This is a genomic window from Curtobacterium sp. MCLR17_045 (genome assembly GCF_003234405.1).
In the GTDB taxonomy this organism is placed as follows: domain Bacteria; phylum Actinomycetota; class Actinomycetes; order Actinomycetales; family Microbacteriaceae; genus Curtobacterium; species Curtobacterium flaccumfaciens.
Genome location: NZ_QKTB01000006.1, coordinates 99,558 through 111,546, shown reverse-complemented (window position 1 = coordinate 111,546; position 11,989 = coordinate 99,558). Strand labels below are relative to the sequence as shown.

9 protein-coding genes and 1 riboswitch are annotated in these 11,989 nt (G+C 69.2%); of the genes, 7 read left to right on the top strand and 2 right to left on the bottom strand.

Annotated features, from left to right (window positions below):
• Nucleotides 1-34 precede the first annotated feature (34 nt).
• Nucleotides 35-772 carry a M56 family metallopeptidase gene (locus DEJ05_RS06455; protein ID WP_071404179.1) on the bottom strand — a complete coding sequence of 246 codons (738 nt, stop codon included), beginning with the start codon at nucleotides 770-772 and terminating at the stop codon, nucleotides 35-37.
• Between the two features lie 13 nt (nucleotides 773-785).
• Nucleotides 786-1,160: a BlaI/MecI/CopY family transcriptional regulator gene (locus DEJ05_RS06450; RefSeq protein ID WP_110864431.1), complete on the bottom strand. Its 375-nt coding sequence runs from the start codon at nucleotides 1,158-1,160 to the stop codon at nucleotides 786-788.
• A 229-nt stretch (nucleotides 1,161-1,389) separates the two neighbouring features.
• Nucleotides 1,390-1,495, top strand: a riboswitch (glycine riboswitch).
• A 49-nt stretch (nucleotides 1,496-1,544) separates the two neighbouring features.
• Here DEJ05_RS06450 and gcvT point away from each other — a divergent pair.
• The 7 genes from gcvT (at nucleotide 1,545) to DEJ05_RS06415 (ending at nucleotide 11,986) form a co-directional block, all read left to right on the top strand.
• Nucleotides 1,545-2,690, top strand: coding sequence for a glycine cleavage system aminomethyltransferase GcvT (gcvT, locus tag DEJ05_RS06445; RefSeq protein WP_111029564.1), 1,146 nt, complete (start codon nucleotides 1,545-1,547; stop codon nucleotides 2,688-2,690).
• Between the two features lie 4 nt (nucleotides 2,691-2,694).
• Nucleotides 2,695-3,072, top strand: coding sequence for a glycine cleavage system protein GcvH (gcvH, locus tag DEJ05_RS06440; RefSeq protein WP_111029563.1), 378 nt, complete (start codon nucleotides 2,695-2,697; stop codon nucleotides 3,070-3,072).
• On the top strand, nucleotides 3,069-5,990 hold the full coding sequence (gene gcvP, locus DEJ05_RS06435) for an aminomethyl-transferring glycine dehydrogenase (RefSeq protein WP_111110031.1): 2,922 nt from the start codon (nucleotides 3,069-3,071) through the stop codon (nucleotides 5,988-5,990). Before gcvH ends, gcvP begins: the two co-directional genes overlap by 4 nt.
• 537 nt (nucleotides 5,991-6,527) lie before the next feature.
• Entirely contained in the window at nucleotides 6,528-8,153 is a 1,626-nt protein-coding gene (locus tag DEJ05_RS06430; protein ID WP_111022606.1) for an ABC transporter substrate-binding protein, read from the top strand.
• A 224-nt stretch (nucleotides 8,154-8,377) separates the two neighbouring features.
• A complete protein-coding gene (locus DEJ05_RS06425; protein ID WP_111022607.1) occupies nucleotides 8,378-9,307 on the top strand; it encodes an ABC transporter permease in 930 nt (309 codons plus the stop codon).
• Entirely contained in the window at nucleotides 9,297-10,247 is a 951-nt protein-coding gene (locus DEJ05_RS06420) for an ABC transporter permease (RefSeq protein WP_111022608.1), read from the top strand. Before DEJ05_RS06425 ends, DEJ05_RS06420 begins: the two co-directional genes overlap by 11 nt.
• Nucleotides 10,244-11,986 (top strand): ABC transporter ATP-binding protein, encoded by a 1,743-nt coding sequence (locus tag DEJ05_RS06415; protein ID WP_071404173.1) that lies wholly within the window; start codon nucleotides 10,244-10,246, stop codon nucleotides 11,984-11,986. The genes DEJ05_RS06420 and DEJ05_RS06415 overlap by 4 nt, the downstream gene beginning before the upstream one ends.
• Nucleotides 11,987-11,989 lie beyond the last annotated feature (3 nt).

The following is an 11,989-nucleotide window of genomic DNA, read 5'->3' as shown; positions in this document are numbered from 1 at the left end:
GCTGACACCCTATGCCTCGCCTCCGACAGGGGCGCTACGACAGTCTGGAGGCGCGGATTGCCCCGAGCGCGCTGCTCCCGTCCGCCACCAGCACCGCACGGCGCAGGGCGTCGCGTCCGACGCGACGGGCCGCCGCGTCGTCCGCGGCGAACTCCACGAGCACACGCGTCGACCGCGCCATGGCGCGCGCACCGGGCACCCACGGGACCGCACGCTCGATCGATTCCGCGACCGCGACCGCAGCCGCGTGGTGCTGGGTCAGGTGGGCGCGTTCGTGGGCGACCACGGCCTCCAGTTCGTCGGTGCGCAACCGGTCTGCCAAGCCGGTGCTGACGAGGACACCACCGCTCCGACCCGGCACGGCGCACGCCAGTGCGTGGTCGGCCTCGACGACGGCGACGGGGGTGCCGTCGATCTCGCGGTGCGGGGCGACGCCGGAACGCATCGCCTGCCGGACGGCCTCGTGTTCCGGGCCGGGCCGCACCCGGACCGCGACGACGAACGCGACGACCGCGAGGAGCGCGACGCCGACGTTGAAGCCGTGCGTGGGGGAGCCGTCCCCGCCGAACAGCTCGGTGACCGGACGGTCGGCGAGCACCACGAGGGTGATGCCGGCCACGAAGCCGACGACGCCGAGCAGGACCGCGACCGACCAGCAGACCAGCGCGGTGCGGGGCAGGTCGATCGTCCAGGCGGAGCGGGTCAGGACCCGGGGCGCGAACACCACCACCGCGAGTGCGAGGACGATGAGCGCGATGCCGGCGACGACCACGGTGCGCAGCCGGTCAGGAGCGGGCGCGGGCGTCGAGGGCGCGGCGCAGGGCCTCGAGGTCGTCCGAGGCGAGCGAGCCGGTGAACTGCAGCAGTGCGGCCTCGCGGTCGGACGACGCGGCCAGTGCGCTCGACATCAGCGACGCGGTCTGCTCGTCACGACTGTGCACGGCGCGGAACGTCAGGGGAGCGTCGTCGTGCTGCTCCCGTTCCACCTGGCCCTTGCGGCCGAGGCGGTCGAGCACGGTGAGGACGGTCGTCAGCGCGGGGCGGGGCTCCGGGAACGCGTCGAGCACCTGGCGTGCGGTGCGCCCGGAGTCGGCGGAGCGGAGGGCATCGAGCACCGCCTGCTCCAGCTGCCCGCGGGGGCGCGATCGTTGTCCGGCCATCCCCGCATTCTACGAGATGTCGAAGGCCCGCTCGCGACACACGCTCGAAACGCGGCCTCGGTATGCTCGTCGCGGACAACTGAACACACCGGCCGTTCATCCGTCGCGGGAGACGCCGTGCAGTGCCTCTGGGTACATCGTGCCTCTGGGTACGTCGTGCCCTCGGGCGCACGCACGGCACCGAAGGAGCAATCCCCCCGTCAATCTCTCAGGTCCCACACCGCAGCGGACAGGCCACTCTGAAAAGCAGACGCTCGGTCGTCTCGCCCACGGTGAAAGCCGCCGGACCTCACGGGCCGCGGTGAAACTCTCAGGCCCATGACAGAGGGGGAGTTCCACCCGGCGATCGTCGCCGGGCCCTGCCGATGCCAGGAGAACTCCGCCATGAGTCCGTCCCCACTGCCCACGCCGGGTCAGCGTTCGTCGCCGCTCGAAGCCGTGCACGAGGCCGCCGGTGCGACCTTCACCGACTTCGCCGGGTACCGCATGCCCGTGCGCTACTCGTCGGACCTCGCCGAGCACCACGCCGTGCGCCAGGCCGCCGGCGTCTTCGACCTGTCGCACATGGCCGAGATCGGGGTGACCGGCAGCGATGCCGTCGCCTTCCTCGACCACGCGCTCGCCGGTTCCTTCGGCACGATGCCCATCGGCCGCGCCAAGTACTCGCTGCTGCTCGCCGAGGACGGCGGGATCCTCGACGACCTCGTCGTGTACCGGACCGACGACGACGTCTTCCTCGTCGTCGCGAACGCGTCCAACCGCGACGTGGCCGTCACCGCGCTCACCGCCCGGGCCGACGGCTTCGACGTCGAGGTCTCCGACGACTCCGACACGACGGCCCTCGTCGCGATCCAGGGCCCCACGGCTGCCGGCACGCTCGACGCGCTCGTCGTCGCCGACCGCCTGCAGCCCGAGACACCGCTCGACGAACTCGGCTACTACCGCGTGCTGCACGCGCTGTTCGACGGTGCCGACGTGCTCGTCGCCCGGACCGGGTACACCGGCGAGGACGGCTTCGAGGTCTACACCGACCCGGACACCGCCCCGGCGCTCTGGGACGCCCTGCTCGAGGCCGGTGCCGACCGCGGCGTCGTCCCCGCCGGGCTCGCCGCGCGCGACACCCTGCGACTCGAGGCCGGCATGCCCCTCTACGGGCACGAGCTCGGCACCGACGTCCGTCCGGCCCAGGCCGGCCTGGGCCGCGTCGTCGCGAAGGACGGCGACTTCGTCGGTGCGGCCGGCGTCACCCCGTCGGCGGACGCCCGCGTGCTCGTCGGTCTGGTGACGGAGGGCCGCCGTGCTCCCCGAGCCGGCTACGACGTCGTGCTCGACGGCACGGTCGTCGGCACCGTGACCTCGGGCGCGCTCTCGCCGACGCTCGGACACCCCGTCGCGATGGCCTTCGTCGACCCGGCTGCGCTCGCCGCCGTGTCGGACGGGGCACAGGTCCTCCACATCGACGTCCGCGGGACTGCCGTCCCCAGCACGGTCTCCGCGTTCCCCTTCTACCGCCGCGCTTCGAAAGGCTGACCCCATGACCGACCAGACCGCACTCCAGTACACGGCCGACCACGAGTGGCTGCTCGTCGAGGGCGACACCGTCACCGTCGGCATCACCGACCACGCCGCCGAGCAGCTCGGTGACGTCGTCTACGTCGAGCTCCCCGCCGTCGGCACCGCGACCACCGCCGGCGACCAGATCGGCGAGATCGAGTCGACCAAGAGCGTCGGCGAGCTCTTCGCCCCGATCGAGGGCGAAGTCGTCGAGGTCAACGACGCCGTCGTCGACACCCCCGACACCGTCAACCAGGACCCGTTCGGTGCCGGCTGGCTCGTGAAGATCAAGGTCGACGGCACCTCGTTCCCCGAGGACCTGATGGACCACGACGCGTACCGGGCCTGCATCGCATGACCGCGTTCGAGAACCTCCAGACGTCCTTCGCCGACCGCCACATCGGCACCACCCCGGCCGACCAGCAGGCCATGCTCGACGTCGTCGGGCAGCCGTCGCTCGACGCCCTGGTCCGTGCGGCGATCCCGGAGTCCATCCACGTCGGCCCAGCCGCCGACTCGGTGATCCCGGCCGCCGTCGGCGAGACCGAGGCGCTCGCCGAGCTCCGCGCGAAGGCCGGCCGCAACACCGTCCGCCGCGCCATGATCGGTCTCGGCTACCACGGCACCCACACGCCCGCGGTGATCCAGCGGAACGTGCTCGAGAACCCGAGCTGGTACACGGCGTACACGCCCTACCAGCCGGAGATCTCGCAGGGCCGCCTCGAAGCACTCATCAACTTCCAGACGATGGTGTCCGACCTGACCGGCATGGCCACCGCCGGCGCCTCGATGCTCGACGAGGGCACCGCCGTGGTCGAGGGCATGCTCCTCGCCCGCCGCGCGTCCAAGGTCAAGGGTGACGCGTTCCTCGTCGACGCCGACCTGCTGCCGCAGACCCGTGCACTGCTCGACCACCGTGCCGACGCCGTGGGCATCACGCTGCGCGCGTTCGACGCTGCCGACGGCCCGAGCGACGACCAGCTCGACGGCGCGTTCGGCGTCATCGTGCAGTACCCGGGCGCCTCGGGCCGCATCGTCGACCCGTCGTCCGTCATCGAGCGGGTCCACGCCGGTGGCGGCATCGCCGTCGTCGCAGCCGACCTGCTCGCGATGACCCTGCTCGCCAGCCCTGGCGACCTGGGTGCCGACGTGGCCGTCGGGACGAGCCAGCGCTTCGGCGTCCCGCTCGGCTTCGGCGGCCCGCACGCCGGCTACCTCGCGGTGCGCGCCGGCCTCGAGCGCCAGCTCCCCGGTCGCCTGGTCGGGGTGTCCTTCGATGCCGACGGTCAGATGGCCTACCGCCTCAGCCTGCAGACCCGCGAGCAGCACATCCGCCGCGAGAAGGCGACGAGCAACATCTGCACCGCGCAGGTCCTGCTCGCCGTGATGGCCTCGATGTACGCGGTCTACCACGGGCCCGAGGGCCTGCGGTTCATCGCCGCCCGGGTCGCGCGGACCACCGGTGCACTCGCCGCCGTGGCGCGTGACGCCGGGGTCGAGGTCGTGCACGACGCCTTCTTCGACACGCTCACCCTGCGGGCCGTCGGTCGCGCCGAGGCGATCGTCGCGGCAGCGCAGGACGCCGGCTACCTGCTGCACGTCGTGGACGCCGACACGTTCCAGCTGTCCGTCGACGAGACGACCACGCCCGACGACGTCGCGGCGCTGGCGGGCGTGCTCGGGGCGGTGGACGTGACCGTCCCCGCGACCGAGAGTGCCGTGCGCGACGCGGCCACGGGCCTCCCGGCCGCCCTGCAGCGCGAGAGCGACTACCTGACGCACCCCGTGTTCAGCGCACACCGCAGCGAGACCCGCATGATGCGGTACCTCAAGCACCTGTCCGACAAGGACTACGCGCTCGACCGCGGCATGATCCCGCTCGGCAGCTGCACGATGAAGCTCAACGCGGCGACCGAGATGGCCGCCGTGACCTGGCCGGAGTTCGCGAACATCCACCCGTTCGCACCGCGCGAGGACGTCGAGGGGTACCTCGACATGATCGGCGACCTCGAGTCGTGGCTCGCCGAGGTCACCGGCTACGACACCGTGTCCCTGCAGCCGAACGCCGGCAGCCAGGGTGAGCTCGCCGGCCTGCTGGCCATCCGTGGGTACCACCAGGCTCGTGGCGACGAGGACCGGACGGTCTGCCTCATCCCGTCGAGCGCGCACGGCACGAACGCGGCGTCCGCGGTGCTCGCCGGCATGAAGGTCGTCGTGGTGGCCTGCGACGAGAACGGCAACGTCGACCTCGAGGACCTCCGGGCCCGTGTCGCCGCCAACGCCGACACCCTCGCTGCCCTGATGATCACGTACCCGTCCACCCACGGCGTCTACGAGCACGACATCCGCGAGATCTGCGACGCCGTGCACGACGCCGGCGGCCAGGTCTACGTCGACGGCGCGAACCTCAACGCGCTGCTCGGCCACGCCCGCTTCGGCGACTTCGGGGGCGACGTGTCGCACCTCAACCTGCACAAGACCTTCTGCATCCCGCACGGCGGTGGCGGCCCCGGCGTGGGACCCGTCGCCGCGAAGGCGCATCTGGCACCGTTCCTGCCCGGTCACCCGTTCGCGCAGCAGGCCGACCGGCGCTCCGGTGCGACCGCTGCCGAGGCAGACGACCGTCTGGCCCACGCCGGCGGCCCGGTCAGTGCGGCGCCGTACGGCAGCCCGAGCATCCTGCCGATCACGTGGACCTACGTCCGGATGATGGGGCTCGAGGGCCTCACCCGTGCGACCGAGGCCGCGGTCCTCGGCGCGAACTACATCGCGGCCCGACTGCGCGACGCGTTCCCGGTGCTGTACACGGGCGACGACGGACTCGTCGCGCACGAGTGCATCCTCGACCTCCGCCCGCTGCGTGACACCACCGGCATCACGGTCGACGACGTCGCGAAGCGCCTGGTCGACTACGGGTTCCACGCGCCGACGATGTCGTTCCCGGTGGCGGGCACGCTCATGGTCGAACCGACCGAGAGCGAGGACCTCGCCGAGCTCGACCGCTTCGTCGACGCCATGCTCGCGATCCGGGCCGAGGCTGCAGCGGTGGAGCGCGGGGAGTGGCCGGCGGACGACAACCCGCTCGTGCACGCGCCGCACACCGCCTCGTCGGTGATCTCGGGGGAGTGGGCGCACGCCTACACCCGCGAGCAGGCCGTCTACCCGTTGCCCGGCATCAGCGGCCGGAAGTACTGGCCGCCGGTGCGTCGCATCGACCAGGCGTACGGGGACCGCAACCTGGTGTGCGCGTGCCCGCCGATCGAGGCGTTCGCCTGATCCCGACCGGCGCCGACACCCCGTCGTCGTCGTGCGCCCCGTGCCCCGTCCGGTCCTCCGGGCGGGGCACGGTCGTGTCCGGTCCTCCGGGCGGGGCACGGTCGTGTCCGGCCGGCGGCACGGTCCCGTCCCGGCTGGTCACGACACCCCGCTCAGTTCCCCGAGCGGTCACGAACCGTCGTCCGGACCCGCTCCCACCGACAGTTCGTGACCACTCGGCGCGCCACCCACGGCATGTCCTGACCGCTCGACGCAGCCCCCGAGCCGTACCCCTGAGCGATGCTCGGCCGTCCCCCGACTTGCACAGAAGTGTGACGGAGTGCAATGGATTTCATGCGGATGCAACAAAAACGCACCCTTCACCGGCACGCGCGCGAATGTTGCATCTTGTCGCAAGGATCGTGCAAGTTGGTTACCGGCGTGTAACCGTTCGCCCCTGGGTTTGGACGCCGCTGTTCACCTTGCCTACGCTGCAAAGGTCAAACGCGCCCGGGCGACACCGCTGTGCCCTGCGCGTCCCATGCACCAGGAGGAACCTTGATCAAGAAGCGCGCCGGGCTCTCAGCCCTCGCCGTGCTCGGGGCCACAGCACTCGCCCTGACCGCCTGCTCCAGCAACAGCTCCGACGGGGGTGGCTCGGGCTCGGCGAACGCGTCCGGGATCGTCACCACGAACGGGAGTGAGCCGCAGAAGCCCCTCATCCCGTCGAACACCACCGAGACCGGTGGCGGCAAGGTCATCGACTCGCTGTTCGAGGGCCTCGTCTCGTACGACGCCGACGGCAAGCCCGTCAACGAGGTCGCGAAGAGCATCGACACCGATGACTCGAAGACCTTCGACATCAAACTGAACACGGGTTACACCTTCACGAACGGCGAGAAGGTCACCGCCGAGTCCTTCACGAAGGCGTGGAACTGGGCGGCCCAGTTCTCGAACAAGCAGAGCGCCTCGTACTTCTTCGAGAACATCGAGGGGTACAACGCCGAGAAGGACTCCGAGCTCACCGGCCTCAAGGTCGTGAACGACGACGAGTTCACCGTGAAGCTGAAGTCGGCACAGTCCGACTTCCCGCTCTCGCTCGGCTACTCGGCCTTCGTGCCGCTGCCGTCGGCGTTCTACGACGACACCAAGGCGTTCGGTGAGAACCCGATCGGCAACGGTCCGTACAAGCTCGACGGCAAGAAGGCCTGGACCCACAACCAGTCCATCAAGCTCGTCGCCAACAAGGACTACGAGGGCAAGCGCAAGCCGAAGAACGGTGGTCTGACGATCACGTTCTACACCTCGCAGGACACCGCCTACGCGGATGCTCAGGGTGGCAACCTCGATGTCCTCGACGCCGTGCCGGACGCCAACTTCCAGACGTACAAGTCCGACTTCCCGGACTCGAACGTCAACCAGCCCGCCGCGATCTTCCAGGGCATCTACCTGCCCTACTACCTGGACCACTGGAAGGGTGAAGAGGGCAAGCTCCGTCGCGAGGCCGTCTCGATGGCGATCAACCGCAAGGAGATCACCGACAAGATCTTCGACGGCACCCGCACCCCGGCCAAGGACTTCACCTCGCCGGTGATCGCCGGTTGGAACGACGACCTCGAGGGCTCTGACGTCCTGGAGTACGACAAGTCCGAGGCCAAGAAGCTCTGGGCCGAGGCCGACAAGATCTCGAAGTACGACGACACCCTCACCATCACGTACAACGCCGATGGTGGCCACCAGGCATGGGTGACCGCGGTCACGAACTCGATCTCGAGCACGCTCGGCATCAAGGCCGAGGGCAACGCGATCCCGACGTTCCAGGAGGCCCTCGACCTCCAGACGAACGACAAGCTCACGGGCGGCAGCCGCACCGGTTGGCAGGCCGACTACCCCTCGCTGTACAACTTCCTCGGCCCGACCATGGGCAAGGGCTCGTCGAGCAACTACGCGCGCTACGACTCGGCCGAGTACAACGAGCTGCTCGCGAAGGGCCGTTCGGCAGCCACTGTCGAAGAGGGCAACAAGATCTTCGACCAGGCTCAGGAACTCCTGTTCGAGGACCTGCCCGAGATCCCGCTCTGGTACTCCAACGTGACCGGTGTCTGGAACGCGGACAAGGTGTCGAACGTCAAGTTCGGCTGGAACTCGGTGCCGCTGTACTACGACGTCGAGGTCAAGAACTGACCCTGGTCTCGTAGAGACCACCACGCGAGCAGGTATCCTGCCTCGCGACCACCGGACGGGGGTTCGGGGGCCACATGGCCCCCGAACCCCCGTACCGCGGCGGTAAGACCTTCCCCCACACCGCGGGCGCCCTCCCGCACCGGACTTCCGTGCCGACCCTCGGACCGTCCACCCCTCACCACAATGAACCTGATCGACATCGCTCCGGACCGGGCAGTGATCTGATGCTCTGGTACCTCGGCAAGCGCCTCCTGCAACTCATCCCCGTGTTCTTCGGGGCCACGTTCCTCATCTACTTCATGGTCTTCTCGCTGCCCGGCGACCCGATCGCCGCGCTGTTCGGTGACCGCCAGCCGACACCGCAGGTGATCGAGCAGCTGCGACAGCAGTACAACCTCGACAAGCCGTTCATCGTGCAGTACCTGCTCTGGATCGGCGGCGTGTTCCGCGGCGACCTCGGCGTGACGTACTCGGGTCTGCCGGTCAGCTCGCAGCTCGCCTCGGCGTTCCCGATCACCGCCCGTCTGGCGATCCTGGCGCTGCTGTTCGAATCGGTCGCCGGCATCGTCGTCGGTGTCATCGCTGGTCTGCGCAAGGGCAAGCTGTTCGACGCCACCGCACTCGTCGTGTCGCTGCTGCTCATCTCGGTCCCGACCTTCGTCGTCGGGTTCCTGCTGCAGTACGTCTTCGGCATCAACCTCGGACTGTTCCGGGTGACGGTGTCCGGCGAAGCGCCGTGGGACGAACTCGTGTTGCCCGCGATCGTGCTCGCCTCGGTGTCGTTTGCGTACATCGTGCGTCTGACGCGCGCGAGCGTCGCCGAGAACATGAGTGCTGACTTCGTCCGCACCGCGACGGCCAAGGGCCTGCCCCGTCGTCGTGTCGTCGGCGTGCACATCTTCCGCAACTCACTCATCCCCGTGGTGACGTACCTGGGTGTCGACATCGGCAACCTGATGGTCGGCGCCGTGGTGACCGAGGGCATCTTCAACATCCACGGTGTGGGAGGAACGGTGTTCCAGGCCGTCAAGCTCGGCGAAGGACCGACCGTCGTGTCGTTCGTCGCCGTGATGGTCATCATCTTCATGCTCGCCAACCTCCTGGTCGACCTGCTCTACGCCGTCCTGGACCCGAGGATCCGCTATGCCAAGTAACGCCGCATCCCGCTCGGCGACGCACTACGTCGCTCCGATCGAGGAGACCCCGCTCCAAGCGGTCGACCAGGTCGACGAGAACGAGAAGACCCGGTCCACCTGGACCGATGCCTGGGACTCCATGCGTGTCCGCCCGATGTTCTGGGTGTCCGCCGTGCTCATCCTGCTCATCATCGTCGTGGCGTTGTTCCCTGGCCTCTTCACGCACATCGACCCGAGGAAGGCGATCCTCGCCAAGAGCAACGAAGGCTCGGAAGCAGGCCACATCTTTGGGTACAACCGCCAGGGCTACGACGTGTACTCACGTGTCATCTGGGGTGCACGGAACTCGCTGATCGTCGGCATCGTCGCCACGGTGCTGGTCACGATCGTCGGTGTCATCATCGGCGCTCTCGCCGGCTTCTACGGCGGATGGCTCGACACGATCGTGTCCCGCATCGCGGACATCTTCTTCTCCATCCCCACCGTGCTCGGCGCAATCGTGATCATGTCGGTCATCCCGGCGCGGAACGCGATCACAGTGGCGTTGGTCCTCGCCGCGTTCGCCTGGCCGCAGATCGCTCGCATCATGCGTGGTGCCGTGCTCAGCGCGAAGCAGTCCGACTACGTGATGGCCTCGGCCGCGCTCGGCGTGAGCCGCTTCAAGACGCTGGTCCGTCACGTGATCCCGAACTCCGTGGCCCCGGTCATCGTCGTGTCGACGGTGTCGCTCGGCACGTTCATCGTGGCTGAGGCGACCCTGTCGTTCCTCGGCATCGGGCTCCCGGACTCAGCGCTCAGCTGGGGCCTCGACATCGGAACCGCACAGGTCTCGATCCGAACGGCACCGTCGACGATCTTCTGGCCGTCGGCAGCCCTGTCCATCACCGTGCTCGCGTTCCTGCTCCTCGGTGACGTGGTGCGCGACGCGCTCGACCCGAAGGCGAGGGCCCGCCGATGAGCGAGACACTGACCCAGACGAACAGCAGCCGCACCGGCGGTTCCGGCGCCCCGCTGCTCGAGATCACCGACCTGCAGGTCGGCTTCAAGACCCAGAGCGGCCTCGTGCAGGCCGTCCGCGGCGTCAACCTCACCCTCGAGCAGGGCGAGCGCCTGGCCATCGTCGGCGAGTCCGGTTCGGGCAAGTCGACGAGCGCCCAGGCGATCATCAAGCTGCTCCCCGGCACCGGTGAGGTCACCGGCGGCTCGATCAAGTTCAACGGGCGCGAGCTCGTCGGGCTGAGCGACAAGGAGATGTCGGAGATCCGCGGGAAGGAGATCGGCTACGTCCCCCAGGACCCGATGTCGAACCTCAACCCGCTGTGGTCGATCGGCTTCCAGGTCGAAGAAGCGATCCGTGCGAACGGCATGGCGACCGGCAAGAAGGCAGTCCGTGACCGTGCTGTCGAGGTCCTGCAGGAGGCCGGCCTCGGCGACGCCTCGACCCGCCTGAAGCAGTACCCGCACGAGTTCTCCGGCGGCATGCGCCAGCGCGTGCTCATCGGCATCGGTCTGTCGAGCCGCCCGCAGCTGCTCATCGCCGACGAGCCGACGAGCGCGCTCGACGTGACCGTCCAGCGCGTCATCCTCGACCACCTCGAGAGCCTGACCCGCGACTTCGGCACCTCAGTGCTGTTCATCACGCACGACCTCGGCCTCGCCGCCGAGCGCGCCGAGAAGCTCGTCGTGATGTACAAGGGCCAGGTCGTCGAGGCCGGTCCCTCGAAGGAGATCCTCGCCAACCCGCAGCACCCGTACACGCAGCGGCTCGTCGCGGCGGCCCCGTCGCTGGCCAGCCGTCGCATCCAGTCGAAGGTGCAGCACGCACGCGTCGACATCGCCGACGCCGGCAACGACGACGCCGAGCTGATCGCCCGGGCCCAGGAGCGCGAACACCGTCCGGCCGAGGACCTCATCGTGGTGAAGAACCTCGAGAAGGTCTACAAGCTGCGCGGCAAGAGCCTCGCCACCCGCGAGCTCAAGGCCGTCGACGACGTGTCGTTCTCGATCCAGAAGGGCACCACCACGGCGCTCGTCGGCGAGTCCGGTTCGGGCAAGTCGACCGTCGCGAAGCTCGTCCTGCAGCTCGAGAGCATCACGAGCGGCACCGTGCAGTTCGACGGCATCGACATCGGCGCGCTGAAGGGCAAGGACCTCTTCGACTTCCGCCGCCGCGTGCAGCCGGTGTTCCAGGACCCGTACGGCTCCCTGGACCCGATGTACAACGTCGGGAACACGATCGCCGAGCCGCTCGCCACGCACAAGGTGGGCGACAAGGCATCGCGTCGCGCCCGGGTGCTCGAGCTGCTCGACCAGGTCGCGCTGCCGAAGTCGATGGTGAACCGCTACCCGAACGAGCTGTCCGGTGGCCAGCGACAGCGCATCGCCGTCGCTCGCGCGCTGGCGCTCAAGCCGGAGGTCATCGTCCTCGACGAGGCCGTCTCCGCGCTCGACGTGCTCGTGCAGGGGCAGATCCTCGACCTGCTCACCGAGCTGCAGACCGAGCTCGGCCTGACGTACCTGTTCATCACGCACGACCTCGCGGTCGTCCGCCTCGTCGCGGACAACGTGTGCGTCATGCGCCGTGGGCAGATCGTCGAGAAGGCGACGACCGACGAGGTCTTCGCCGCCCCGAAGGAGCAGTACACGAAGGACCTCCTGGCCGCCATCCCCGGCGCCGGGTTCGAGTTCGGACGCTGATCC

Bases quoted from the DNA above. Each gene is read 5' to 3' on its own strand.
- DEJ05_RS06415 (WP_071404173.1), top strand. From the start codon at position 10,244: ATGAGCGAGACACTGACCCAGACGAACAGCAGCCGCACCGGCGGTTCC.
- gcvP (WP_111110031.1), top strand. From the start codon at position 3,069: ATGACCGCGTTCGAGAACCTCCAGACGTCCTTCGCCGACCGCCACATC.
- DEJ05_RS06450 (WP_110864431.1), bottom strand. From the start codon at position 1,160: ATGGCCGGACAACGATCGCGCCCCCGCGGGCAGCTGGAGCAGGCGGTG.
- DEJ05_RS06425 (WP_111022607.1), top strand. From the start codon at position 8,378: ATGCTCTGGTACCTCGGCAAGCGCCTCCTGCAACTCATCCCCGTGTTC.
- gcvT (WP_111029564.1), top strand. From the start codon at position 1,545: ATGAGTCCGTCCCCACTGCCCACGCCGGGTCAGCGTTCGTCGCCGCTC.
- gcvH (WP_111029563.1), top strand. From the start codon at position 2,695: ATGACCGACCAGACCGCACTCCAGTACACGGCCGACCACGAGTGGCTG.
- DEJ05_RS06420 (WP_111022608.1), top strand. From the start codon at position 9,297: ATGCCAAGTAACGCCGCATCCCGCTCGGCGACGCACTACGTCGCTCCG.